The organism is Arthrobacter sp. 2762 (assembly GCF_040548745.1).
Classification (GTDB): Bacteria; Actinomycetota; Actinomycetes; order Actinomycetales; family Micrococcaceae; genus Arthrobacter.
Map to the genome: position 1 here is coordinate 24,631 of NZ_JBEPSI010000012.1, position 22,799 is coordinate 47,429.

General features: G+C 61.4%; 24 protein-coding genes, 7 tRNA genes and 1 riboswitch. Of the genes, 15 read left to right on the forward strand and 16 right to left on the reverse strand.

The window, feature by feature from the left end:
• Positions 1-80: 80 nt before the first annotated feature.
• Positions 81-234: riboswitch (FMN riboswitch) on the reverse strand.
• A 77-nt stretch (positions 235-311) separates the two neighbouring features.
• From rpe to ABIE18_RS19410, 9 genes are all read right to left on the reverse strand, one after another.
• Positions 312-998: a ribulose-phosphate 3-epimerase gene (rpe, locus tag ABIE18_RS19370; RefSeq protein ID WP_477516459.1), complete on the reverse strand. Its 687-nt coding sequence runs from the start codon at positions 996-998 to the stop codon at positions 312-314.
• A gap of 58 nt (positions 999-1,056) precedes the next feature.
• Positions 1,057-2,625: an RsmB/NOP family class I SAM-dependent RNA methyltransferase gene (locus tag ABIE18_RS19375; RefSeq protein ID WP_499724200.1), complete on the reverse strand. Its 1,569-nt coding sequence runs from the start codon at positions 2,623-2,625 to the stop codon at positions 1,057-1,059.
• Positions 2,622-3,542 carry a methionyl-tRNA formyltransferase gene (gene fmt / locus ABIE18_RS19380; RefSeq protein WP_499724201.1) on the reverse strand — a complete coding sequence of 307 codons (921 nt, stop codon included), beginning with the start codon at positions 3,540-3,542 and terminating at the stop codon, positions 2,622-2,624. Before fmt ends, ABIE18_RS19375 begins: the two co-directional genes overlap by 4 nt.
• Positions 3,539-4,111 (reverse strand): peptide deformylase, encoded by a 573-nt coding sequence (def, locus tag ABIE18_RS19385; RefSeq protein WP_499724202.1) that lies wholly within the window; start codon positions 4,109-4,111, stop codon positions 3,539-3,541. Before def ends, fmt begins: the two co-directional genes overlap by 4 nt.
• 50 nt (positions 4,112-4,161) lie before the next feature.
• Positions 4,162-5,073: a cytochrome gene (locus tag ABIE18_RS19390; RefSeq protein ID WP_499724203.1), complete on the reverse strand. Its 912-nt coding sequence runs from the start codon at positions 5,071-5,073 to the stop codon at positions 4,162-4,164.
• Between the two features lie 37 nt (positions 5,074-5,110).
• Entirely contained in the window at positions 5,111-5,281 is a 171-nt protein-coding gene (locus ABIE18_RS19395) for a hypothetical protein (protein WP_499724204.1), read from the reverse strand.
• Between the two features lie 285 nt (positions 5,282-5,566).
• Positions 5,567-7,048 (reverse strand): SpaH/EbpB family LPXTG-anchored major pilin, encoded by a 1,482-nt coding sequence (locus ABIE18_RS19400; RefSeq protein ID WP_499724205.1) that lies wholly within the window; start codon positions 7,046-7,048, stop codon positions 5,567-5,569.
• 106 nt (positions 7,049-7,154) lie between these two features.
• Positions 7,155-9,395, reverse strand: coding sequence for a CLIPPER-2 domain-containing protein (locus ABIE18_RS19405; protein ID WP_499724206.1), 2,241 nt, complete (start codon positions 9,393-9,395; stop codon positions 7,155-7,157).
• Positions 9,396-10,253: 858 nt separating this feature from the next.
• Positions 10,254-10,610, reverse strand: a complete 357-nt coding sequence (locus ABIE18_RS19410) for a DUF4259 domain-containing protein (RefSeq protein WP_499724207.1) — start codon at positions 10,608-10,610, stop codon at positions 10,254-10,256.
• A 314-nt stretch (positions 10,611-10,924) separates the two neighbouring features.
• On the opposite strand from ABIE18_RS19410, the gene ABIE18_RS19415 reads away from it, so the two are divergent.
• The 4 genes from ABIE18_RS19415 to ABIE18_RS19430 all read left to right on the forward strand — a co-directional run bounded on the left by ABIE18_RS19415 (position 10,925) and on the right by ABIE18_RS19430 (position 12,982).
• Positions 10,925-11,521 carry a hypothetical protein gene (locus tag ABIE18_RS19415; protein ID WP_499724208.1) on the forward strand — a complete coding sequence of 199 codons (597 nt, stop codon included), beginning with the start codon at positions 10,925-10,927 and terminating at the stop codon, positions 11,519-11,521.
• Positions 11,518-11,838, forward strand: a complete 321-nt coding sequence (locus ABIE18_RS19420; protein ID WP_431119853.1) for a hypothetical protein — start codon at positions 11,518-11,520, stop codon at positions 11,836-11,838. The genes ABIE18_RS19415 and ABIE18_RS19420 overlap by 4 nt, the downstream gene beginning before the upstream one ends.
• Positions 11,825-12,022, forward strand: a complete 198-nt coding sequence (locus ABIE18_RS19425) for an FAD-dependent oxidoreductase (protein WP_499724267.1) — start codon at positions 11,825-11,827, stop codon at positions 12,020-12,022. Before ABIE18_RS19420 ends, ABIE18_RS19425 begins: the two co-directional genes overlap by 14 nt.
• Positions 12,023-12,106: 84 nt before the next feature.
• Positions 12,107-12,982, forward strand: coding sequence for an NmrA/HSCARG family protein (locus ABIE18_RS19430; protein WP_499724209.1), 876 nt, complete (start codon positions 12,107-12,109; stop codon positions 12,980-12,982).
• A gap of 319 nt (positions 12,983-13,301) precedes the next feature.
• On the opposite strand, the gene ABIE18_RS19435 is transcribed toward ABIE18_RS19430, so the two are convergent.
• Positions 13,302-13,682, reverse strand: a complete 381-nt coding sequence (locus ABIE18_RS19435; protein WP_499724210.1) for a DUF7793 family protein — start codon at positions 13,680-13,682, stop codon at positions 13,302-13,304.
• A 160-nt stretch (positions 13,683-13,842) separates the two neighbouring features.
• Positions 13,843-14,223 (reverse strand): DUF7793 family protein, encoded by a 381-nt coding sequence (locus ABIE18_RS19440; RefSeq protein ID WP_431119850.1) that lies wholly within the window; start codon positions 14,221-14,223, stop codon positions 13,843-13,845.
• Between the two features lie 369 nt (positions 14,224-14,592).
• On the opposite strand from ABIE18_RS19440, the gene ABIE18_RS19445 reads away from it, so the two are divergent.
• Positions 14,593-14,985 carry a nuclear transport factor 2 family protein gene (locus ABIE18_RS19445; RefSeq protein WP_499724211.1) on the forward strand — a complete coding sequence of 131 codons (393 nt, stop codon included), beginning with the start codon at positions 14,593-14,595 and terminating at the stop codon, positions 14,983-14,985.
• Positions 14,986-15,029: 44 nt separating this feature from the next.
• On the opposite strand, the gene ABIE18_RS19450 is transcribed toward ABIE18_RS19445, so the two are convergent.
• Positions 15,030-15,164 (reverse strand): hypothetical protein, encoded by a 135-nt coding sequence (locus ABIE18_RS19450; protein ID WP_499724212.1) that lies wholly within the window; start codon positions 15,162-15,164, stop codon positions 15,030-15,032.
• Between the two features lie 135 nt (positions 15,165-15,299).
• Entirely contained in the window at positions 15,300-15,533 is a 234-nt protein-coding gene (locus tag ABIE18_RS19455; RefSeq protein ID WP_499724213.1) for a hypothetical protein, read from the reverse strand.
• A gap of 337 nt (positions 15,534-15,870) precedes the next feature.
• On the opposite strand from ABIE18_RS19455, the gene ABIE18_RS19460 reads away from it, so the two are divergent.
• On the forward strand, positions 15,871-16,266 hold the full coding sequence (locus tag ABIE18_RS19460) for a response regulator transcription factor (RefSeq protein ID WP_499724214.1): 396 nt from the start codon (positions 15,871-15,873) through the stop codon (positions 16,264-16,266).
• 307 nt (positions 16,267-16,573) lie between these two features.
• Here the strand turns inward: ABIE18_RS19460 and ABIE18_RS19465 are convergent, their stop codons facing one another.
• Both ABIE18_RS19465 and ABIE18_RS19470 read right to left on the reverse strand, forming a co-directional pair.
• Complete coding sequence (locus ABIE18_RS19465) at positions 16,574-17,059, reverse strand: hypothetical protein (RefSeq protein WP_499724215.1); 486 nt, start codon at positions 17,057-17,059, stop codon at positions 16,574-16,576.
• A gap of 184 nt (positions 17,060-17,243) precedes the next feature.
• Positions 17,244-17,318: transfer RNA gene (locus tag ABIE18_RS19470), tRNA-Val, on the reverse strand.
• A gap of 272 nt (positions 17,319-17,590) precedes the next feature.
• Between ABIE18_RS19470 and ABIE18_RS19475 the strand changes: the two genes are divergently transcribed.
• From ABIE18_RS19475 to ABIE18_RS19515, 9 genes are all read left to right on the forward strand, one after another.
• Positions 17,591-17,663: transfer RNA gene (locus ABIE18_RS19475), tRNA-Gly, on the forward strand.
• A gap of 45 nt (positions 17,664-17,708) precedes the next feature.
• Positions 17,709-17,779, forward strand: a tRNA-Cys gene (locus ABIE18_RS19480).
• Positions 17,780-17,817: 38 nt separating this feature from the next.
• Positions 17,818-17,892 (forward strand) — tRNA-Val (locus tag ABIE18_RS19485).
• 57 nt (positions 17,893-17,949) lie between these two features.
• Positions 17,950-18,022 (forward strand) — tRNA-Gly (locus ABIE18_RS19490).
• A 24-nt stretch (positions 18,023-18,046) separates the two neighbouring features.
• Positions 18,047-18,121: transfer RNA gene (locus ABIE18_RS19495), tRNA-Val, on the forward strand.
• Positions 18,122-18,178: 57 nt separating this feature from the next.
• Positions 18,179-18,254: transfer RNA gene (locus ABIE18_RS19500), tRNA-Gly, on the forward strand.
• Positions 18,255-18,431: 177 nt separating this feature from the next.
• Positions 18,432-19,886 carry an amino acid permease gene (locus tag ABIE18_RS19505; RefSeq protein WP_499724216.1) on the forward strand — a complete coding sequence of 485 codons (1,455 nt, stop codon included), beginning with the start codon at positions 18,432-18,434 and terminating at the stop codon, positions 19,884-19,886.
• A gap of 83 nt (positions 19,887-19,969) precedes the next feature.
• Positions 19,970-20,203: an antitoxin gene (locus ABIE18_RS19510; protein WP_499724217.1), complete on the forward strand. Its 234-nt coding sequence runs from the start codon at positions 19,970-19,972 to the stop codon at positions 20,201-20,203.
• A 116-nt stretch (positions 20,204-20,319) separates the two neighbouring features.
• Positions 20,320-21,540, forward strand: a complete 1,221-nt coding sequence (locus tag ABIE18_RS19515; protein ID WP_499724218.1) for a benzoate/H(+) symporter BenE family transporter — start codon at positions 20,320-20,322, stop codon at positions 21,538-21,540.
• A 13-nt stretch (positions 21,541-21,553) separates the two neighbouring features.
• On the opposite strand, the gene zapE is transcribed toward ABIE18_RS19515, so the two are convergent.
• Positions 21,554-22,594, reverse strand: coding sequence for a cell division protein ZapE (gene zapE / locus ABIE18_RS19520; protein ID WP_499724219.1), 1,041 nt, complete (start codon positions 22,592-22,594; stop codon positions 21,554-21,556).
• Positions 22,595-22,799: the final 205 nt, after the last annotated feature.

Below are 22,799 nucleotides of genomic sequence, written 5' to 3' on the forward strand. Positions count from 1 at the left end.
CTTCCCAGTAAGCCGCGATGGCTCCGGGGGTGTACGACAGCACACTGCGCGGCGTCCCTTAGGACGCACACAGCATGACTGTACGTGCTTCTCCCATCCAGACTTTAACTGTCGGTACCGGAATTCCACCGGTTCAACCGTTTGCCAGCGGTTTCCAATTACTTGGATCCCAAGGCGCGCGGGTCGCGGACTATAACCGCCGGTTCGGACTTACACCGACCCCGGAGCACGTATGTGTGTTGCTATTCTGCCACAACTGTGGAGATGCCTGAGCTATTCCCCGCAATCTTCGTAACATCTGATGACGGTCGTCACGGTTTCGCCGAGCCGCCCGCCATTGCGGCCTTGGACCCAGCCGCACGGAGCCGATCGATTGCTGCGGCGGGGTCTTCATCCCCGTACACAGCCGAGCCTGCCACGAAGACGTTCGCGCCTGCTTCAGCTGCGCGGAGGATGGTTTCCTCAGTGATCCCGCCATCCACCTGGATGGCCACACCGATGCCGGATCCGTCGATGGCTGCGCGGGCGCGGCGGATCTTGGGCAAGGTGATGTCCAGGAAGGACTGGCCACCAAAGCCCGGCTCAACAGTCATGATCAGGAGCATGTCCAGTTCGCTGAGCATGTCCAAATACGGCTCAACCGGAGTGGCGGGCCGCAATGCCATACCGGCTTTTGAGCCTCGGGCCCGCAGTTCACGGGCAAGCTTGACCGGCGCCATGGCAGCCTCGGCATGAAATGTCACCGAGGCGACGCCGGCGTCCGCGTAGGCAGGTGCCCACCGATCGGCGTCTGAAATCATCAGGTGTGCGTCCAAGGGAACCGGGCTGACGGCTTGGATCCGCTGTACCACGGGCAGGCCAAGCGTCAGGTTGGGAACGAAGTGGTTGTCCATGACATCCACGTGCACGGCATCGGCATTGCCGATCCGCTGCAGCTCTGCCTCAAGGTTGACGAAGTCTGCGGACAGGATGCTCGGGTTGATACAGCACTGAGACAAGGCAGCCCCTTTGGGTCAGTTGTTTTATCGATTGAGTTCAAGCGAGGGTGGAGGCGGGCTAGGACTTTTTGCGGAGCTGGGACTTTTTGCGGATGAGCGCCATGAACATGGCATCCGTGTGGTGAACGTGCGGCCAAAGCTGGGCCGTAAGCTCGTGCCCGGCCCCAAGGCCTCCGGTGAGACTGACAGCGTCCAGCGCTTGACCGGCGTCGAGCATCTCAAGGTCATCACGCTTTCCCACGACGTCACCTACAACGGCCGTGGTTTCCGCCGGGTGGGGTGAACACGTCACGTAAGCCACCACGCCACCGGGCTTGACGGCGTCGATCGCCGACGTCAGCAGTTCGCGCTGCAGTGGACCAAGGTCCGCGATGTCCTTGGGTGCACGACGCCACCGCGATTCGGGACGCCTCCGCAAGGCACCAAGACCACTGCAGGGAACGTCCACCAACACCCGGTCAAAGGAGTCGGGCTGTTCGCCCCCAACCTCCCGTCCATCACCGGTCCGCACCGCCCAGGATTCCGCAGGCACCGCAGACAGCGCCTGCTGGACCAACTTGGCGCGGTGCGGGGCTGGCTCGTTGGCCAGCAAGGTGGCGCCATCGCGGTGAGCCAAGGCGGCAAGCAACGCAGCTTTGCCTCCCGGACCTGCGCACAAGTCCAGCCAGCGCTCTCCTTCCCGGGCAGGTGCGCCGAGATCGACGCTTGCAACTGCGCGGGCTACGAGTTGTGAGCCAACATCCTGAACGCGGGTAGTGCCCTTTCGGACGGACTCGAGCCGGCCAAGGTCGCCTCCGGCCGAGAGCGCGGAGTCCTCTACCAGCTCTCCGGCTGTAGCCCCGTTCTCGAAAGCTTCATCAAGGTTCCCCAACCCTGGCAGGGCAACCAGATTCACGACAGGTGCCGCGTTGTCGGCCTCCAGCAGGGCGTCAATCTCGGTTTTAGATCTCCCATGGTTCACCAACGACTGGCGAAGTGCGCGGACGATCCATTCCGGGTGAGCGTGGCGCAGGGCAGCAATCTTGGTCTCGTCAGTCTCCTGCTCCAGCAGGATGTCCAGCCACTCAGCCATGGTGTGCGCGGTGACTTTGCGCAGGACGGCATTGATGAGCGCCGACGGCCCGGCGCCGATGACCGCGCGGGCCAGGCCCACGGTTTGGTCCAGCGCAGCATGTGCAGGGACACGCATGGAGAGCAGCTGATGTGCGCCGATGCGCAAGGCATCAAGGATCGCCGGATCGAGTTGTTCGAGGGGCCGGTCCACGCAGCGGGCCAAGATGGCATCATACGTTCCCTGCCCTCGCAAGGCACCGTAGCTCAGCTCGGTGGCAAAACCAGCGTCGCGGCGGTCCAGCCGGTGTTCCCGGATTCTGGCGGGAAGGACAAGATTGGCGTACGCGTCTTCCGACGCGACGGCGCGGAGGACTTCGTAAGCTACCAAGCGCGCAGGATCAGCGCGGCGCGTGCGCTGGGATGGGGCGTTATTGGAGTAGCCCCTCTGGGGCCCCCTGTTTCGTTCCCTGCCCTGGGCATTGCGCTTGCTGTCGCTGCGGCCTCCACGATTGGCGTGTCCGCCACCGTCCCGGCTCCCGCTGTTGTTGGGGCCTCGCCGGCCGGACTCGCTCATTCGAATACCACTTTCTCAGGTGCAGCCAAGCCGCGGGCCCAGTCGGCCGGCGACATCATCTTTTTGCCGGCGGGTTGAATCCGCCCCAATTCCACCGCATGGGAACCAGTGCCTACCAGCACTGACTTTCCATCGACGCGGACGGCTCCGGGAGCGATGTCCTTGACGTCGGGCCGGAGTCCTACGGGTTCAAGCTTGATCCTTTGACCTTCGCGCGTTGTCCACGCGCCGGGCTCGGGCGTAACGCCGCGAGCCCTGCGATTCAGGGCAAGGGCCGGCTGCTGCCAGTCCAACCGTCCGTCCTCGAGCGACAGTTTGGGGGCAAGGGAAACCTCGCCGGTCTGCGGCTGTGATGCCGCCTGACCGGCGTCGATGGCGGACAGCGTCTGGCTGAGGAGGACGGCGCCACTTAGGGAAAGACGCTCAAGAAGATCGCCAGCGGTGTCATCCGGCCGCACGGTTTCCGTTAGCGTGCCAAAAACCGGGCCGGTATCCAGCCCTTCTTCCAGTTGGAAGGTAGCCGCCCCCGTGACGTCGTCACCTGCGATGATGGAGCGCTGCACGGGAGCAGCGCCACGCCACGCGGGCAGAAGCGAGAAGTGCAGATTGACCCAGCCATGCCGCGGAACGCTCAGGGCAGCGCGAGGCACGATCCCCCCATAAGCCACGATGGCGGCTACATCTGGAGCAATTTCAGCAATTCGAGCCGTGGTGTCAGCATCCACCTTGGCAGCGCGAATGACCTCGATACCAAGTTCCTCTGCTCGGGCGGCAACCGGTGAGGGTGTCAGGACTCGTTTGCGTCCCAACGGTGCATCCGGGCGGGTCAGGACTGCAACGACGTCGAACCCGGCCTTCACCAAGGCGTCCAAGGATGGGACGGCAACAGCCGGGGTTCCTGCAAAGAGGAGCCTCACTCGGGAGCCCCGAAACTGCCGCCACCGAAGCTGGAGCCAACAGAGCTTGCCCGCTTGGACGTAGTCTGCTCGGTCACAGCGTGGTAGTTGGCGTTTCGGATAGCACGCAGCGCGGCTTTTCGGTCTTCGCCCTCAAGCCTGTCCGTATAAAGGACGCCGTCCAGGTGATCATTCTCGTGCTGGAAGCAACGTGCCAACATACCTTCGGCCTCAACCTCTACGGGATTGCCATTGAGATCCACACCGGTGGCGCGCGTTGCCCGGTGACGGCGCACGGGGAAACCAAGGCCGGGGATGGAGAGGCAGCCCTCAACTTCGTCCGGTTGGAAGTCTTCGCTGTTTTCCAGGACCGGGTTGATGATGTGTCCCTCTACACCGCCAATGCGATAGGTGAAGACCCGCTTACTGACGCCCACCTGGGGTGCGGCGAGCCCTGCGCCTTCCACGTCCTCCATGGTTTCCATCATGTCTGCTACCAGCTTGGCGAGCTCCGGACCGAATTCAGTGACGGGATCGGCTACGGTGCGCAACACCGGATCCCCAATGATTCGGATACTCAAAATTGCCATCTGCTGTCAGTCCTCACGATCGTCACACTCTGGTCCGGCTGTTGCGGAGCCTAAGCCAGTTTAGTTGAGTGCAGGCTGCTGCCGTTGTCCCCAGCCCCAACGCCCGCAGGCACCAGCGACGCGAACGACGGCGGTGGGACGGGCATGAGTGCCTGCCCAGCCGCAGTAACATCGGCTGACATCTCCCAGACGCGCCTCAGGGCACAGAACTTCCACCAATGGTGCTTAAGGACGTCCGGGTTGGCTCGTTGAGGCCTTACTTCCGTTTCTCCGATGGCGACCGCCAACAACATGGGATTCTCACCAAACTTCCATGGCTCCCACTCCCCCACTACCGGGTCCACGAGGCTCTCTTCCGCCTTCATCCCCGCCACCAGTTGCATCACGACTTTGTCGTCCAGGGCCTTAACAGTGCCATCGCGGGTAGTGCCCTTGGTCTTGTAATCGATCAGGCAGATGCGCCCGTTAATCCGCGCAACGAGGTCCAGAGTGCCCGCATATCCAACGGTCTTGTTCCAGACAGTGATTTCCGGAGCCAGCGGCTCCACCCTGTAAAGTTCCCACCATTCGTCGAAGCGGGCTGCAAAGGCCTGCTCACCATGGGAGGCAAGCTCATCGCGGCATTCCTGCATCCGATGCGGACGACCCAGTGCGCGTAGGGCTACCTGCTCACAGTAATTGTGGACGCGATCGCCTCTTGCCGCAGCTTGGTCCCTGTAGGTCTCAGCAGCCTTGGAAGCCTTGTTGACCGCCTGCCGGATCCTTGCCGGGCTGCCAAGCAAGGCGGGAAGTTCGGGATCTGCGGCCAAGCTGCTTGCTCCCATATAACTGAACCAACCGTCCAGGGAGTGCGCCTGCTGCCCTATCACCGTGGTGATGGAGGGGACAGAGAATTGCTCTGTTGTGGAGCGGGCGTACATGCGTCCGTAGTCGGTAGCGTGGGCAAGAAGTGGAGCCGTCATATAAAGACTCTGACACAGAGCACCGACAGAATTCCCCTCAGCTGCCAGGCGTGCCTGCGCTTATACCGCCTTCAGCGGGCCGTTCCTCAAAAATCATGGCTGCCTGTTCGGCCGGCAGGCGGGCGAGTTTTGCCGCAAGAATGGGCGACGTTGCGGCCAGGTCTTCCAGGAATGCCTTAGGGTCTTCAGCTTCTGTTGATCCATTCATGTTGATGGTGTGCACTGGCGGGCATTTTTGTGACGCCGAATGCTCTGTATTCACCGAAGGGTGGCTCAATGACAAAAAGCCCTGGTACGGGCGCTGGCCGGGCAAAGGTAGAGCAGCAGTTGACCATCAACGAGGAGGCGGCGGAGTGAAGAGTGCAGAGGGGGAATGCGAGTGGGGAAGAGCGCGTGGTTGGCGTTCTTCCCCACTTGGGGTCACTGCGGGGGCCGCGGGTAGCGGCCCCTGCAGTGTTGTTTACCAGCTGTGGTGCTGTTGCTGGTGTTGGTGTTAGTTGTTGCTGGTGCGGCGGTTGCGGACGAACATCAGGGCTGCACCGACGACGAGGAGGGCACCGGCTGCGTAGAGAATGCCGGTTCCGACGCCACCGGTCAGGGGCAGCTGGAAGCCGCTGTTGGAGGGGATATTCTTCACTTGCAGGTCGATGCCGACCGTGGTGGTGGTGCCGTTGATCAGGAAGGACACCGGCTCGGCGAGCAGTTCATAGCCTGCCGGGGCGGTGGTCTCTACCAGGTAGTACGTGCGGTAGTCCGGGGTTCCGGGTGCGACGGCTGCGCCGTTGGCCCAGTCGGAGTAGCGCAGGCCCGAGATCGTCAGGGTGCCGTCAGCGGCGACGGTGAAGACCGTCTGGCCGTTGAGGTCAACCGGGTTCGTTCCGGCCTTGGCGTCGGCTTCGTTGGTGTAGACGGAGAATGCGGCACCGGCAAGGGCTGCACCGTTCTCGTTGACCTTCTGCAGCGTCATTTCGCCCCACTTGGTCACGACCGGGGGCGTAACGACCGGGCCGCCGGGCTGGCCCGGTGCAACGGTGAAGCTGGAAGCGTTCGGGTACACGAGGGCTTCGTTTTCGATCTCACCGATGGTGTTGACCTTGGTGTTGACCATGACCTGCACCCGGGTATCGGTGTGTGCAGCCAGTTTGGCCCGGCCGGCGGCGGTGAAGATGACCGAGACGGTGTTGGTCGCGGCGTCGAAGGTCACGGTGTAATCCGTGCCGGCCGTCAGCGGGGTGCCATCAACGAGGGTCGCGGACGCGCCGACGTAGGTCAGTTTCGGGTCCAGGACGTCCACGATCTTGTAGCCATCGATGACGGCTTCGTTCGGGATGTCACCGGTGATGGTGAAGTCGATCTGGTCCCCGAGCTTCACGTCGGGGGCATCCGTGACGGTCTTTTCAGCCCCGGCAACGGAGTTCTTCGGGTAGACGTGAACGTCGTAGATCCAGTTGTCCTTGTTATCCGGGTCCGTCAACGGCACGGAAACCAGGAACGGGGCCGAGGGCGTCACACCGGCCGGGTAGTTCGTTTCCGTCACCAGGTACAGGCCCACCGGCAAACCGGTGAAACCTGCGGTCCCGGCAGCGTCGGTGGTCTTCGCCTGCGCAGCGCCCAGGGTGTAACCGGCACCGGTGATCGAGGCCGCCGGGTTGGCCGGGGCGAACACGCTGGAAAGGTTGTGCGCCGCGTCCCAGCCGGCGTTGGTGGACAGGTCAATGGTGTTGACCTGCTGGATGGTGAACTCGATACCGGCCAACGGTGTCAGGCCGGTGGTATCCACCGACGTGCCGTTGTTCGGCAGGCCCGTCGCAGTGGCGGGACGTTCGAACTTGTGGACCGTGATGGAACCGGTCTGGTCCGCATCAACCAACGGTGCGGCCGAAGCCGGGGCCACGGAGAAGGACATCGCCAACACCGCCCCGGCGATCGTGGCGGCGGCGGTCTTCCAAAGCCGCCCGGTGTGGTGATTACTCACTGTGTTTTCCTCTTTCATCGTGATGATTTCTCGTGCTGGTACTCGGACATGGACATGCACCGCCCCGCCCCGCAACACACACGCGGGGCCGGGGGGAACTCTTCTTCTAGGTAGTGGTGGACTGCCGGCGGCGGTTGGCGGCCATGGTCAGGGCGAGGGCGCCGGCGAGCAGGACGGATCCGGTGGTGGTGAAGGGCCACCAGCCGATGCCGCCGGACTCGGGCAACTCCAGTGCCGGCACGTCCCGGACAGTGAGGAGGAAAATCCCGTCACCGTCCGCGTCGGTGCTGGTCACTACCCCGGCGCCGGCGCCCTGACCCTGGGAACCCTGCCCCTGGGAACCCTGGCCCAGGGTCACGGCGCCGGTGGCGGCGATGGTGAACTGCACCGGTTCGGCCAGCAGGCTGAACCCGTCCGGGGCCGTGGTTTCTTCAAGCCAGTACGTTCCGGGCTGGATTCCCTCGAGCTGGAACCGGCCCGTTTGCCCGGCCACGGCAGTCACGGCCGGGCTGGCCAGCACGGCACCGGGGGTGCCGGCGTTATCGACGTGCACCACCCACGTGGAGCCCGCCATCGGCACCCACGTACCGCTCGAGGACTCACCGATCTTCTCGATCAGCACCTTGCCCGGGGTGTGATGCGTCGTGGTGCAGTCAGGACCCGGCGCGCCCGAGCCTGGTGCACACGTCTGCGGCGCGGTGGTGGTCGCCGTGCCCGTCACCACGTTCACGAGCTGTTCATTCCAGGCACCTGCCTTGACCAGCACGCTGTACTTCAACGTGGCCGTCTGCCCGGCGGGCAGCGTGAACGCTGCAGTGCTCAACACCGTGGACGGCGGCACGGGATCGGCCACAGCCACCGGTGAACCCGTGCCGATCACCAGGGACGCGGAACCAGGCACGAACGTCGCGTCATCCAGGACCTCCGCCAGGTTGTCCTTCAGCACGACTCCGGTGATGGTGTCGCTGATGCTGCTCGCCGTCACCGTATACACGATGGTCTGGCCCGGGGTCACGGACCCGCTCGCGGGAACCGTCCCGTTGACCGTGGCGCTCTTCTTGATCTTCCACGCCGGGGGTGCGGTGACCTGCGCATCATCGACCGCCGAGACGGGCAACCCCAGCGGCGGGTTCCCGGTGACCTTCGCCGTGTTCGTCAGCAACCCCGTGGTGACATCCGACGCCGTGACCACATACGTCGCGGTCGCGGTCACCGACTGCCCCGGCAAAAGGATGCCCGGAAGACCAGGCCACGCATAGGACAGGGCGGACATGGTGCCCGTTCCGGAGAACTGGGTCTCGGTGATGACCACCGAGCTGAGCGTCACGTTGCCCGTGTTCTTCGCCACGAACGTGTACGTGGCGCTCTCACCGGCCACCAGGGTGGTCTTGTTCACCGTCTTCACCAGCGTGATCGCCGGAGCAGCCGAAGGCGCAACAGTGAAGATGTAATCCTCCACCTCACCGGAATCGGAGGCACCGATCGGGACCTGGACCTGGGCGGCGGTGTAACCGATCCGGAACCGCGCATACGTCGTCCCCGCACTCACCCCCGCAGGGACAACCCAGGCCAGAGTGGCGGTCGTGGCACCCGCCAAGAAGGTGGCACACGCCCTCTCGGCAGTGTTGTCGAAGGTCCCGTTCTTGTTAAAGTCAATCCACCCACAGGTCGTTCCTGCTTTGCTGGCCCCACTGATCGCCACCGTCGTCGAGTAGCTGGTAGCGCCCTGTGTCATCGGAGCCAGCACCACGCCGTCGTCCATCAGATCCTGGGCCGCCGTCACACCCGCATTCGGCGAGGCAGTCCCGTTGGCAACCGTCGCGTTATCCTCAGTCACGTTCGCCCCAAGCGTCACATCCGAGAGGACAGCCCGGGCCGCATTGCCCTGATCGTACGAGGCCGGCGCGTCACCGAAATCCTGCGGGACGGTCATCGCCATGACGAAATTGTCCGCGTTATGGTTTGGATTCTGGACGTCGTTGATGGTGTACGGCGGAAGCACGCTGGTGGTCTGGACGAAGACCGCGCTGATATCGAACGTCAACGAGGTCACAATGCCATTGATGCGGACAGACCCGCAGCCAGCGGTCGCCTGGGCGTTGACAGGCTGAGGATCGTTCGTTTGGGTGGTCGTCTCGCACCGAGTACCCGCGTTGTCGTTAGTAGCCGTAATGGCATTTCCCGACACGCTAAGGTTTCCACCGGAAAGCTTGGTCATCGTCAACCCCGTGGTTGCGAGATTCAACACGGCGTGGAGCTGCGACTGCTTGTCGACAGGTCCTTTCCGATTTTCGTACCAGTTCACGTTTCCACCGAGGCCAGCGATGTTGAGCACAGGATTCCTCACCGGCTGACTGAAAGTGATAATGATGGTCCCCAAGCCTGTACAGGTGCCTACCGCTGGGCAGTTATTGATTGCGTTGGTTGCGAATTCAACAGCGGGGGCCCCGGTTGCAATGTTTTGTGAGAAATCAGAGGCCACATATCCACGGCTGCCCATCGTTGACTGGCCCACAAGGTCGGTATAACCCGACTGGTCATAGGTGGTGGTTAGACCGGATCCCGGCATCGTCAAAATAGCCGCCCCACCGGTGACGTTTGCCTGGTTGGTTGCTACTTCGTAGGCGTGAGCCGGTGCAGTCAGGTGGAGCACCCCCAATAAAAGTGCGCCAAAAACGACCATTAAAACGGTAACGAAGGCAGTTATTTTCCCAAGCAGATACTTCAAGGGATTCTCTCCAATGAACAGTGACCGACAGACCCCACAGCCGACGGCCAAACATATGTTGCGGAGACCGACCGATTGCGTCCGGCAAGGTCGGTCTCCAGTCAAAGGAGTGCGTGATTGGAAAAGTTCATGTCGCAAAAAGCGAAAACTCTTTGAGAGAAAGGCCCCGAGGCTCCTGCCGGGAAGGCTGCGGCCAGAGCTCGGACCGTGGATGGAGGCTGCTGAGCGAAACCAGCAGAGCCTCACAGCATCGTGGGGAAAATAGTACTGACGGGCCCCATGAGGGATCACGTCGCGGGATAAGACGGAAATGAGGCTTGAGCAGTTGTCCTTCAAAGCCGAAAGCGTTCACACGATGACGGCCAGACCTCCCTGACTATGAGGTCACTGGCCGATCGTCCAGGATCGGTATGGAGCTGGAGCTCGCGGGCAAGGAGGCTGATCAGTCTGATTCGCGCAGGAGAGCCTGAATGCTCTCTAAGTTTGCGATCCTCCAACGTAGTCATCGTCATCTTCTCCGAGCTCGGCCCATGTGTCGTGACCGTCAACTTCCGGGTCATCGATGACGGCCTGGATCGCATCCGCTGCCGCCAGTTTCAAGGCGGATGACGGGGCCGGTCCGCCAGCACACCATTCGATAACATCCGGGTGAACGTCTGTATGTAGGTGTCCGCTCAGCACGGCCAACACCGCTCCGGCGGCAATAATGCTCTCGGTCGAGCCGTTAGCCACAGTCTCTTCAATGAACGGCATTGCTTCAGGGGCTTCCCGCAGATCCCCAAACCAATCGAGGGCCTCGTCATTTCCGAAGCTACCGGTCGACCAAGTTCCCATAGCGAACTCCCCTGTTTTTAGTGCCGCTCATAGGCAGCTCATACGATCATGTTCATAACATTCCAGCCTTGGCCGACTCACCGTCAGGCACTGGTCTGGACCGGGCCTTGCTGCAAGCCGGAAACCAGCGTGGCGCATTCGTTGGAAGCGATCGGATGGCTGAGATGCCCCCGCCGACAAAAGGAAAAACCCCCAAGAAATCCGGGGGTTTCTTTTAGTGGGCGATACTGCGTTGGAACCAGTACTGCGTATGCTTGCGACGAAATCCGCTGACTGGACGTGACAACTTCATCAATTGCGCGCAGGCTGGTCCGATGGGGGAAAGGAAGCGCGGCCCGGCCGATGGGCAGCGGGGCGAGGCACGGTCGGCGTCGGTTGCGATCCTCTATATAGCCAGGGTCGTTACTTCTCTCATGATCATTGGCGGCCTCGGTCTGGCCATCTGGATGTACGTGTGGTCCCGGGAGGTGATCGCAACATACCCTGTCGAGCCTGACAATGACGTAACACGCGGGTTCTTCGTCGGCATGGCTGGCGGCCTTGGAATAGCAGGACTCTCCGTCGTGACCCTTATCGGATTAAGCCGCGGAAGGCGCTGGGGCGGCATTGTTCACGTGTTCCAGTGGGTTGTCATTTGGTTGCCCTTCTCATTAGGGCTTCAACAGTTCTCAGCAGATGCCTTCGCCATCTCCACGACCGTATCCCTGGTGGGTGCGCTTGTGGGCGTGCTGGCGTTCGTTGCTGCGCCGCGAGGCCGCCGCCCCAAGGGCGGGTTCGGCATGAGAATTGGGCTGGAGACCCCTGAAGCGGGTGGCCCACAGCTCTATCGTCGGCTAAACGGCAGGCGTAATCTGAGTGGAATTCACTACCACCCGGCAAAAACCAGCAGAAGGGGACGTCCACGGCAATGAGCATTAAGCACGAATGGAATCGGCTCGACTCCGAGATCCGGACATGGCTCTTGGAGAATCCGGCAAGCCTCGTTCTGCCCCAAGCCCTATCGAGCAGGATCAGCAACGAAGAATACAAGGACGTCGAGTACGACGTGCACGGGCAGGTTGTACTTACCCGCGATGATCACGATTTCCTCCGGGACAAAGCGGAGGCCGCCGGCACCATCCGCATTCCTGACACCGAATACCGATTCTTCGACACGGCGCCTATACCAGTCATCGGGACACCGCCCGCTGGAAAACATACCCAAGAGTCGGCCAATAAAGGCCGGTAGGAGAAATTACCCAGCTTCCACACTTGCCGCTACCCACCTACTCTTCCACGGGAGCAGCGAACAGCCCGGCCGATGGCACTGGGCAGGCGGCGCAAAAACCTCCACGGTCTGGAACGGTTACATGGACGGCGCCATCCGCTCCGGCCGCCGAGCCGCCGATGAAATCCTCGAGAAACTCTCGTAGCCGGCGCTCTTAGCCGTCCGGACGGGGCGTGGGCTGGTCCTTCCGTCCCAAGTCAAATCCTCGGCCCAAATGGGATACTAAGCTATGGCTTTTTCCTCGGGCAGGGACACTCCGGGGGTGGTGGCAGTGGTCGGTGCGACCGGCCGGCAGGGATCGGCCGTGGTCCGTCACCTCCTCAAAGACGGGTGGCAGGTGCGCGCCCTGACCCGAAATCCGTCCAGCGACGCTTCACAGGTCCTGCGCGCGCTCGGCGCCGAGGTTCAGCAGGCGAACACCGAGGATCCCGGCTCTCTTCGGACGCCGTTCCAAGGGGCCTATGGGCTTTTCAACGTCCAGAATCCCATGACCAGTGGAATCGACGCCGAAGTCCGACAAGGCAGCAACGTGGCGGAGGCCGCAGCTGAAGCGGGCATACGCCACGTGGTGTACGGGGCGGCAGGAGTCAGCGACCAGCCGACAGGCGTCGGCTCCTGGGACTCGAAGCTGGTCATCGCCCGGCGCTTTCGCGTACTCGGACTGCCGCTCACCGTGCTCCGGCCCATGGCGTTCATGGAACTGATGACGGACAAAGGTTACTACCCGCAGTTTTCCACCTGGCACCTGATGCCAAAGCTGATGGGCCCGACCCGGCCGGTGGGCTGGCTGTGCGTTGACGATCTGGGTGCCATCGCCGCCCGGATGTTCGCCGACCCCGAACGGTGGAGCGGCGCGGTGCTGGGACTGGCATCCGACGTGCGGTCGATAGACGAGTGCCGCACCTTATGGCAGGAACGGACCGGACGAAAGCCCCGTGGATTGCCGATGCCGGAAAAGCTGTTTGAACGGTTCGTGGGGAAGGACCTCACCACCATGTGGCGATGGCTGCGGACCGGGCAGTTCGACATGAGTACGCAGGCAACCCGCGAGGTCCTGCCGGAGGCCCGGACCATTAAGGAATGGCTGAGACAACGGCCAAAGTGAGCGGTGTTGAGCAGCGCCGGACCGCGGAGACTGCGGGGCTGCCGCTTGCCCTACCTGCTGGAGGTCGGGACTCGAACTGCTCTTGCCAGAGCGTCAGCTCGCAGTCCGTATATTGCTTGCGTGCCGCGGTCCATTTGCGCCACATGCCGGCAACTGTCTTTCATGAAGATCGCACGCCACGTCGACGCCGAAGGTGAGACGTACAAGATAGCCAAGCCGCCGAAGCGCTGATCCCTGAGGGCTGCAAGCCATCGCCATCCGCACCAGCTAGGGATGGTCGATCTCGCGACCCCCGGCCCTGAAGAGGCCGTGGCCGGCGTTACGGAACGGTCGTCTGGAGTAGCCAGGACATGGCCTCATCGCGGGAGGTGAAGAACCGAGTGGGACAAGGGAGTGTCCGCCGTGCCATGGCAAAGTTGGCAATCACACGACTGACTGGGTTTGAGCCAAGCAGGGCAATTCGTGAAGCGGCGCACTTGACGCTGAAAACGGATCTGGCTTGGCGGGTCACGGCTTGGGTGTTCGCTATGTCGATCAACATCGGGTACTCGGCACCGGCGGCAAGCTCATTGACCGTTGCCATCGCCGCATGTACGTCATCGGCCTCCAGAACAGTCCCCGGTTGCCACACCAGGTGGATAACCTCTTCGGCATCGAGTTCCACTGTGCCCTTGCCGCCATCAACGGTGATTGGCTTCATTTTCTCCCCCAAGAGTCTTGTGGAGCTAAGACTAACTGCCTGCTTGAATATGCGCACCGGAATGAACAGACAAAGGCGTGCAATTCGTCGCAAATGCTGCTTCTGAACGGACCCAGACGGTCAGTCTTGTCCGATTTCGTTGGATATGGGCACGGTGGTGTCAGGAAACGGGTGCCTGGAGAAGCCAGGACATCGCCTCATCGCGGGAGGTGAAATACCGAGTGGGACACGGGAGTTTCCGCCGTGCCATGGCGAAGTTGGCAATGACCCGATTGAGTGGGCTTGAGCCAAGCAGGGCAATTCGTGAAGCGGCGCACTTGACGCTGAAAACGGACTTGGCCTGAAGGGTCACCGCTTGAGTGTTGGCTATGTCGATCAGCATCGGGTACTCGGCACCGTCGGCAACCTCATTGACCTTTGCCATCGCTGCATGTACGTCATCGGCCTCCAGAACAGTCCCCGGTTGCCACACCAGGTAGAGAATTCCTTGGGCGTCGAGTTCCACTGTGCCCTTGCCGCCGTCGACGGTGATTGGTTTCATCTCTTGCTCCCCCAGAGTCTTGTAGAGCCAAGACTAACTGCCTGTTTAAACATGCGCACCCAAACGACCAGTCAAAGTTGGCGGGCGTCCCATTTCCTTGGAACCCGGACATCCGTGGGACACTCCTCGCCGATGCGGGGTGTCTATACCAGCCAGCCGCACGCGTAGTCCACGCTCCGGTGACCTCTTTTGGACACGTGCAAATTCATGTCATTCTCGCGTGTCAACGAGTAGGGCGCCGGGAAGCTCCTATGACGTGACCTCGCCGAGCGCCTCCTCTTGAGCGTCCGGATGTCGAAGCGGATACTGGTTGGGTCAGCGGGCTTAGGCCGTTGCAAAAAGACCGACAAGGATGACGGGGTGTTCGATATGGGAGCTGCAGAAAACGCTGAACTCGTTCGGCGCGGGTACGAGGCCTTCAACACCGGGGATTTGGCGACCCTTGGCGACCTGTTCGCGGAGGACGCAGTCTGGTACGCGGCTGGAAGCGGCGTGCTGTCAGGCAAGAAAGAAGGACGCGAAGCCATCCTGGCTTACTTTGGTGAGCTGGGCGCACGCTCCCAGGGGTCGTTCCAGGCGAATGTCCAGGACATCGTCGGCGGGGAAAACCACACTGTGGGGATCCAGCAAAGCCACGCGGAAAACAATGGGAAGACTTTGGACGTGGCGTCGGCCATCGTGTTCGTGCTCCGCGACGGAAAGGTTGTCGAGGGCCGGGAGTTCTTCGAGGACACCGCCAGGGCGGACGAATTCTGGACCTGAGTTCCGGGATTGTCCAGACCGGAGAGTTGAGAAGAAACTATTGATTAAGTCAGCAGAGACTTCTCTGACGCGACGTCGGCCGCTCCTCCTAGTTTCAGTTCATGGGCGAGCTTGGAGAGATTGACGTCGACTACAACTTCTTCGATGACACTCCAGCGGGTAACGACCCCGACAGTCACAGCCCCACACCCTATCTTGTGCATGATTCGCCTGAAATTGGGATTGGATAGGCCGGCATCTTCGCAGGTGAGGGTGTCGGGTTTCTGTCAGAACGCCAGACGCGGCGCTTTGCCCGCACCCTTAGCGGAGAACCCCTAGCTCCCACCGGCCAGAACGGCGCACACGTCCGCCAAGACCACACCATCGAGGGAATACGTGGAGAACTTGTTGGTGTCAACGTCGAACGTAAACGTCCGGTGGCCAGCGACGCTGTAGGTCTGGGTCTCTGTAACCGGTCCCGAGAGGCCGACGTCGCCAGCGGCGAACCCTTTCATGTAGCGACCAATGATGGTGACGAGGAAGTCGTTGTTTGCTTCGTCGTAGCTCACAACGGCAGCGTATCGGGAGCGTTGCGTATACGTCTGCCCGGACTCTGCATTTGTCCATACGCCGTTCGCGACATTGTGGCTCCAGAATCGGTCACCCGGGAGGGTTTTTCCGAACCTTTTACAGTGACAAGGCCCAAAACGGCGAACCCCGGGCAGAAATCCCCCGCCGGGATCTCGACTTCAGGTTCCTCAGTACTGGCGCCCGAAACCGGCCCGAGAAGCCATCCTGGAAGCGAAGTCCCCTGCGAGGATGCCGCGCCGCGGCACAAAAGAAGTCCTACAGATCCCGAGTGAGACCACCGATCCCGCCCGTAAGCTTGTCCCGAAAGGGGCTCACGTGAATTCACAGAGAATCTGCGTCGTCATCGAAGACGATGCTGACATCCGCGACCTCATCGCACTGATCCTCAGCGGTGCCGGCTTCGAAGTCCATGCCTGCGAAACAGCAAATGAAGGCGTGACCGCAGCCGAACGGCTGAACCCGGTACTGATCACCCTTGATCTGGGCCTGCCCGACATGGACGGTCGCGAAGCCGCCCGCCTGATTACCGCCGTTTCCCAGGCCCCGATATTGATGATCACAGCCTTCGCTGAACGGGACGATGAACTCCATGGCATTGCCTCCGGCGCCACTGCGTACCTGATCAAACCGTTCCGGCCCCGCCAACTGCGTGAGCTCGCGCTGAAACTGAGCCCCCAGGAACTCACATCCCCGGATCCCTGCAGCACCTGAAGGGACGCCTGTGGCAGACCTGCGAGTCGCCCTCCGTCACCGTTCCCGGATGGCAGACTGCACGTATTTACGACGTCGCGCAGTACTTCGACGACGTAGCAGCGATGCAACTGTTCGCTCCATAGGCTGATGCCATGGAAACCGTGCTGCTGGAACAAGACATTGATTCCTCAGGGACCTGTTCGACAGTCAGCAAACGGTGCTGGTTGATTTTCACCAGGCGTCCGTCCGACGTAGAGCGCCGGCGGTGCCCAAATGGGTACCGCCCTCCGCGGCGCGCTGTCTATTTGCTTACTTGATGCGGCATTTAATGGGGAACGGAGGACCTGTCCCGCTGCGGCTTCACGAGCAAGAGCCTGATTGTCTGAACGCAGATACCCACATTCAGGAACAACATAAACAGACTCGGAATCCTGCCGCTGGTCGCCGCGAAGTCAAGGATGTTGATAACAGTGAACGTCAGCGCGAGGCACGACAAGACAAGCGCAGCAATGAGCGGCAGCTTGTCTGTGCTGCGCCTGGCAGCGATGTTCCAAATACCAACCGCAGCCAACGCCATGAAGTAGAAGATGTTGAGGGTCACGAAGACTGCTTGTTCAGACCTGTCGCTCTCGGTGAGGTTGGCTAGCCCAGCCCCATACAACGAATACAGCCAAATCATTGCCGCCGCGCTGATCACGGCGACAGCGATGAGGCCGATGCCAATGGAAGTACGGGCTTTGCGGTTTTTCTTCGGGTCCTCGTCAGCCGTCGCTGTGGGTAGCTCGCCAGGGCGCGGAATCTGAAGGCTCATACGGGAACTCCTCGGGCGTGCAGGAAGCACCCTTTGCACCCCCATCGGAAACAATGTAGCAGTGAGCGCAGTCACATAGGGAGCTTCTCGCCCACTCCGGGTTCATGATCCACGTGCGATAGCGATCGATGCGACGCTCTGGGCGCAAAACGAAGAAACCCCCGGAAAATCCGGGGGTTTCTTTTGGTGGGCGATACTGGGTTCGAACCAGTGACCTCTTCGGTGTGAACGAAGCGCGCTACCACTGCGCCAATCGCCCGGGTGCAACCTGCATCAACTCGCTGATGCATACAGAAGACTAGCCCACCGTGGCTGGATTGCAAAACGCGCTCAGCCCACCTTTCCACCGCTGAATGACAAGCCTGGAATTACAGCCATGAAACTCCCGAAGAGCCGCGTAAATTCAAGGATCCAAGCCCCTTGAGAAGCCAAAGCAACCAACCGATTTGGAGTTTGAAGCAACCTCCTATAGAGTTTTTACTCGTCGGAAAGCGACGGAATGCCTACTGGGCAGGCCGGCGCAACGGCACTGCGGACGTAGCTCAGCTGGTAGAGCACCACCTTGCCAAGGTGGATGTCGCGAGTTCGAATCTCGTCGTCCGCTCGCAAGGCACTGTCAAGGCAAGAATTCCTCGGAATCTGCTTACACGGTGGGTTGGCCGAGAGGCGAGGCAGCGGCCTGCAAAGCCGTATACACGGGTTCGAATCCCGTACCCACCTCGGTGAAAACCATGTCTTCCAGTCACGGCTGGATGCATGGGCGATTGGCGCAGCGGTAGCGCGCTTCCCTGACACGGAAGAGGTCACTGGTTCGATCCCAGTATCGCCCACCAGAACAAGGCAACTTGTTTGTTGTTGAAGGCCAGGCATCCGCCGGGCAAACAACATGTGCGGACGTAGCTCAGCTGGTAGAGCACCACCTTGCCAAGGTGGATGTCGCGAGTTCGAATCTCGTCGTCCGCTCTCCTTTCATAAGGACCCGGAAACGGGCGATTGGCGCAGCGGTAGCGCGCTTCCCTGACACGGAAGAGGTCACTGGTTCGATCCCAGTATCGCCCACCAGAACAAGGCAACTTGTTTGTTGTTGAAGGCCAGGCATCCGCCGGGCAGACAACATGTGCGGACGTAGCTCAGCTGGTAGAGCACCACCTTGCCAAGGTGGATGTCGCGAGTTCGAATCTCGTCGTCCGCTCCAATGAAAAAGGCAGCTCCTCGGAGCTGCTTTTTTTATGCCCACACGCGGAGCCAAATGCCATTCATTATTTGCAGTAACTGATACACCTAAGAAAAAGTCGCTTTATCTAATGTGATTCGTCTCGCACAATGTAATGCGAGCTCATCACCGTTCCACGCCAACTGGCAGGAGTACCCCATGAATCAACAGACGGCTTCCCAATCCGTCATGAGGCGCAAGCCCATCGACGACATAGAGGAAGAAAGCAAGCACAGTGGACTCTTCAAGAGTCTTGGCCTCTGGCAACTGACGGCCATCGGCGTCGGCGGCATTATCGGCGTCGGCATTTTCTCGCTGGCCGGCCTTGTAGCGCATGGCGACGCAAACAATCCGGGCGTAGGCCCTGCAGTGCTCGTCTCGTTCCTTATTGCCGGACTTGCTTCCGGCGCCGCTGCTCTGTCCTATGCCGAATTTGCCGGCATGATCCCCAGGGCAGGCTCGGCCTACACCTATGGCTATGTGGCTTTGGGCGAGATCATCGGCTGGTTTATTGGCTGGGATCTCCTGCTTGAATACATCGCCATTGTTGCTGTTGTGGCAATCGGCATTTCCGGCTACTTCGATGCCTTCTTGTCCGGCATCGGAATCCACATGCCCACCTGGATGACGTCCACAGCGGATGAAGGAAAGGGCGGCATCATCAACCTTCCGGCGATCCTGGTGTGCCTCCTGGTGACCTGGATCCTGAGCAGGGGAACCAAAGCTTTCGGCCGCTTCGAGTTGGTGGCTGTCGCCATCAAGGTGGTGCTGATCCTGTTCATCATCGGGTTGGGCATTTTCTACGTCAACACCGAGAACTTCAATCCGTTCATGCCCAGCGGCTTCGGCCCGGTCTTCGCCGGTGCAGCCACGGTGTTCTTCGCTGTCTTTGGCTACGACGCCATGAGTACAGCAGCGGAAGAAGCCAAGGACGGCAAGAAGCACATGCCCAAGGCGATCGTCCTGTCCCTGATCATCGCCATGCTGCTGTATGTGGCAGCTACTCTCGTCCTGACCGGCATGCAGAACTACAAGGACATCGATCCCAAGGCTGGCTTCGCATCGGCGTTCACCGGGGTGGGCCTGCCTGTCATCGCCACCATCATTTCGGTTTTCGCTGTCCTGTCCATCCTGACGGTTATGCTCACGTTCCTTCTGGGCGTTACCCGCGTATGGTTCTCCATGAGCCGCGACGGCCTGCTGCCGGGCTGGTTCGCCCGTACCGACCGTCACGGCACACCGCAGCGGGTGACGTGGATCGCGGGCATCGCCTCTGCGTTCCTGGCCGGCGTTTTCCCGATCAAGGAAGTGGCAGACCTCACCAACATCGGCATCCTGGCAGCATTCGTTGTGGTCTGCATTTCCGTCATCGTCTTCCGCTACAAGAGGCCTGACGCTCCCCGCACCTTCCGTTTGCCGTGGATGCCCGTAGTTCCCGCCTTCGGCGTGCTGGCTTCGGGGTTCCTGATGTCCCAGCTGCATTGGGAAACCTGGCTGCGATTTGTCGTCTGGCTCATTGTTGGCTTGATCATCTACTTCTCCTACGGCCGTAAGCACTCGCTCATGAATCCGGACAGCCCGCGTCACCTTGAGCTCAGTAAGCCCTTGGCGTAGCGCATCTGGAATCCTTGGCACACCCTGAATCTGGTGTTAGGGTCGGACGCGGAGGAGCGAACTGGCTCCGCGAAGGAAGGGAGGTGCCCGTGGGTTTAATTGACGACCTGAAGGGTAAGGCTCAGGGTCTCATTCAGGGCAACGAAGAAGCCATCCAGAATGGCATCGAAAAGGCCGGAGACTTCGTCGACCAGAAGACAGGCGGCAAGTTCGCAGGTCAGGTTGACGCGGTTCAGAATGCCGCTTCCGACTTCGTGGCTACAACAGACGGGGACGCCGCACAGGCTCACGTCGCGGATGAGCCTAAGCAGCTGTAGCTGCCTGAGCCCGCCGTACCAGATACGTCAAGGGGGCACCGGTCCCGCCGAGAGGCGCCACCGGTGCCTTTGGCGTTTAACCTGTAACCGGCTTCCCGTCCGGTATTTTGGTCCTTATGCCATCAGCCTCTTCCACAGTCCAGCGCCCCTCCCGCCAGGACACGTTGGGGCCACCCATCACGGCAGGCATCGTCACTGCCCTCGTCGGTTTCACGTCCTCCTTCGCTGTTGTCCTCGCCGGACTGCGGGCTGTGGGAGCCAACCAGGCGCAAGCCTCCAGCGGTCTCCTGGCCCTCACACTGACGTTCGGACTGGGCATCTTGTGGCTGGCGTGGAAGTCGAAAATGCCCGTCACCTTGGCCTGGTCCACCCCGGGTGCGGCTCTCCTCGCCTCGGCAGGAATGGTCGACGGCGGCTGGCCGGCAGCGGTGGGTGCGTTCGTCGTCGTCGGGGTGCTGATCGTCCTGACGGGGTTACTGCCCAGCCTTGGCAGGCTCATGGCGAAGATACCCACAGCGCTTGCGCAGGCGATGCTGGCGGGGGTGCTGCTCCCCCTGTGTCTGGCACCTTTCCAATCCCTGGGAGAAGTGCCCTTGCTGCTTGGCCCGGTGGCCCTTTGCTGGTTGGTGATGATGAAGTTCGCGGCCCGCTGGGCGGTCCCGGCGTCACTCGTGGTCGCCCTCGCCGTCATCGGCATCCATATCGTGACTAACGGCGTTCAGATTCCCGGCGACGACCTGTTGCCCCGGCTCGAATGGACTACTCCAACATTTACTGTGGAGGCAGCGGTGGGGCTTGCCCTGCCCCTGTTCATTGTCACGATGGCATCGCAGAACATTCCCGGCGTCGCCGTGCTCAAATCCTTTGGCTACACAGCGCCCTGGCGGGCATCGATGGTGGTCACGGGAGCCGGAACCATCGCGGGCGCTCCGTTCGGAGGCCACGCCATCAACCTTGCTGCTTTGAGTGCGGCGTTGGCCGCGGGCGAGGAAGCCGGGAAAGACCACGGCAGGCGCTGGATCGCGGCATTCGTAGCTGGCTTGGCCTACCTGATACTGGCAGCGTTCTCCGCGGCCCTTGTCACGGTCGTCGCTGCTGCACCGGCGGGTTTGCTTGAAGCGGTGGCAGGTCTGGCCTTGCTAGGCACCTTGGCCTCAGCCATCTCCTCCGCATTGGCAGTCGCCGAAGAGCGCGTACCGGCGTGCATCACTTTCCTGCTGGCCGCCTCAGGGATCAGCTTCGCAGGAGTGGGTGCCGCCTTCTGGGCTTTGGCGGGAGGCATCCTGGTCCGCTGGTTACTGAAAGACCGGGAACCGCTGACGCCTTCACCCAAGTAGCGCCGGCCCCGGTTCAGGCAGGTTCGTGGTTCTGTCCCTCACGGGCAAGAGCCGTAAGCCTGGATACGGCACGGAAGTACTTCTTCATGTACCCGCCCGTCATCATCTCTTCAGTGAAGATTTTGTCGAAGGGGACGCCGCTGGCAAGAATCGGCACATCTTTGTCATAGAGACGGTCGGCGAGGACCACGAAGCGCAGCGCTACTGCCTGCTCCGTAATCGTCTCGACGTCGCGCCACACCACGGCTTCGATGCCTGAGATCAGCTGGCGGTAGCGGCTGGGGTGAACGCCGGCGAGGTGGTGCACGAGAGTGCCGAAGTCATCCACGGCAACTGTTTGTCCGTCGAACTCGGCGTGCATGCGGTGCTTGAGATCTTCGGTCTTCAACGGCGACGGAGCTGCGGGCAGGCCACGGTGGCGGAAGTCTTCGCCGTCAATCCTGACCACATCAAACTGGTCGGCAAGGACCTGGATTTCCCGTTGGAAGTCCACCGCTGCGAAGCGTCCTTCGCCCAAGGAACCCGGCAACGTGTTCGAAGTTGCAGCCAGCTTTACGCCGGCGTCAGCCAGTTCGCGCATCAGGCGGGACATCAACACGGTATCGCCGGGATCGTCGAGTTCGAATTCGTCAATGCAGACAAGCTTGTAGTTGCTGAGGGCTTCCACGGTCTTGCGGAACGAGAGCGCGCCTACGAGGTTGGTGTATTCAACGAACGTACCGAAGGCCTTGGGACCCGGAGACCGGTGCCAAAGGGACGCCAGAAGGTGGGTCTTTCCGACGCCGAAGCCACCGTCAAGGTAAATGCCGGCCCGGGTGGCGGGAGCCTTCTTGGCGAACAACTTCTTGAACAGGCCACCGCCGTCATCGGCTCCAACACCGTCAGCGAAAGCCGACAGCAGCTTGACCGCATTGGCCTGGCTGGGCTGGGCAGGGTCCGGGCGGTAGCTATCGAACGATACCTCTCCGAATCGCGGAGACGGGTAGAAACCCTTGAGGAGTTCCTCCACGGAGACTGCCGGTGTGCGGGCAGCCAGTTGTTCGATCTGTACCACGGTGGTCCGTTCTTAGAGTATTTGGGTCCCCAGCAAGAATACCGGCATCCGGCGTCCCGAAAACGGCGACGTGACCAAGGCCATGTTTCACCATATGACCAGCGGGGAAGCATTCCTCGCGGCCCGTGGTTAGTGTTGGAGCACGCCGGGCCGGCAACTGATGCAGCTTCCAGGGCCTGGCTCCGCCCGTTGTCAGTGAAAGGCC

What these genes read in the sequence shown, in the direction of transcription:
- ABIE18_RS19435 (WP_499724210.1), bottom strand. Translation starts at nt 13,682, where the DNA reads ATGAAGCCAATCACCGTTGATGGCGGCAAGGGCACAGTGGAACTCGAT.
- ABIE18_RS19410 (WP_499724207.1), bottom strand. Translation starts at nt 10,610, where the DNA reads ATGGGAACTTGGTCGACCGGTAGCTTCGGAAATGACGAGGCCCTCGAT.
- ABIE18_RS19415 (WP_499724208.1), top strand. Translation starts at nt 10,925, where the DNA reads ATGGGGGAAAGGAAGCGCGGCCCGGCCGATGGGCAGCGGGGCGAGGCA.
- ABIE18_RS19515 (WP_499724218.1), top strand. Translation starts at nt 20,320, where the DNA reads ATGCCATCAGCCTCTTCCACAGTCCAGCGCCCCTCCCGCCAGGACACG.
- ABIE18_RS19420 (WP_431119853.1), top strand. Translation starts at nt 11,518, where the DNA reads ATGAGCATTAAGCACGAATGGAATCGGCTCGACTCCGAGATCCGGACA.
- def (WP_499724202.1), bottom strand. Translation starts at nt 4,111, where the DNA reads ATGGCAATTTTGAGTATCCGAATCATTGGGGATCCGGTGTTGCGCACC.
- ABIE18_RS19395 (WP_499724204.1), bottom strand. Translation starts at nt 5,281, where the DNA reads ATGAATGGATCAACAGAAGCTGAAGACCCTAAGGCATTCCTGGAAGAC.
- ABIE18_RS19440 (WP_431119850.1), bottom strand. Translation starts at nt 14,223, where the DNA reads ATGAAACCAATCACCGTCGACGGCGGCAAGGGCACAGTGGAACTCGAC.
- ABIE18_RS19375 (WP_499724200.1), bottom strand. Translation starts at nt 2,625, where the DNA reads ATGAGCGAGTCCGGCCGGCGAGGCCCCAACAACAGCGGGAGCCGGGAC.
- ABIE18_RS19445 (WP_499724211.1), top strand. Translation starts at nt 14,593, where the DNA reads ATGGGAGCTGCAGAAAACGCTGAACTCGTTCGGCGCGGGTACGAGGCC.
- ABIE18_RS19390 (WP_499724203.1), bottom strand. Translation starts at nt 5,073, where the DNA reads ATGACGGCTCCACTTCTTGCCCACGCTACCGACTACGGACGCATGTAC.
- ABIE18_RS19465 (WP_499724215.1), bottom strand. Translation starts at nt 17,059, where the DNA reads ATGAGCCTTCAGATTCCGCGCCCTGGCGAGCTACCCACAGCGACGGCT.
- ABIE18_RS19430 (WP_499724209.1), top strand. Translation starts at nt 12,107, where the DNA reads ATGGCTTTTTCCTCGGGCAGGGACACTCCGGGGGTGGTGGCAGTGGTC.
- ABIE18_RS19505 (WP_499724216.1), top strand. Translation starts at nt 18,432, where the DNA reads ATGAATCAACAGACGGCTTCCCAATCCGTCATGAGGCGCAAGCCCATC.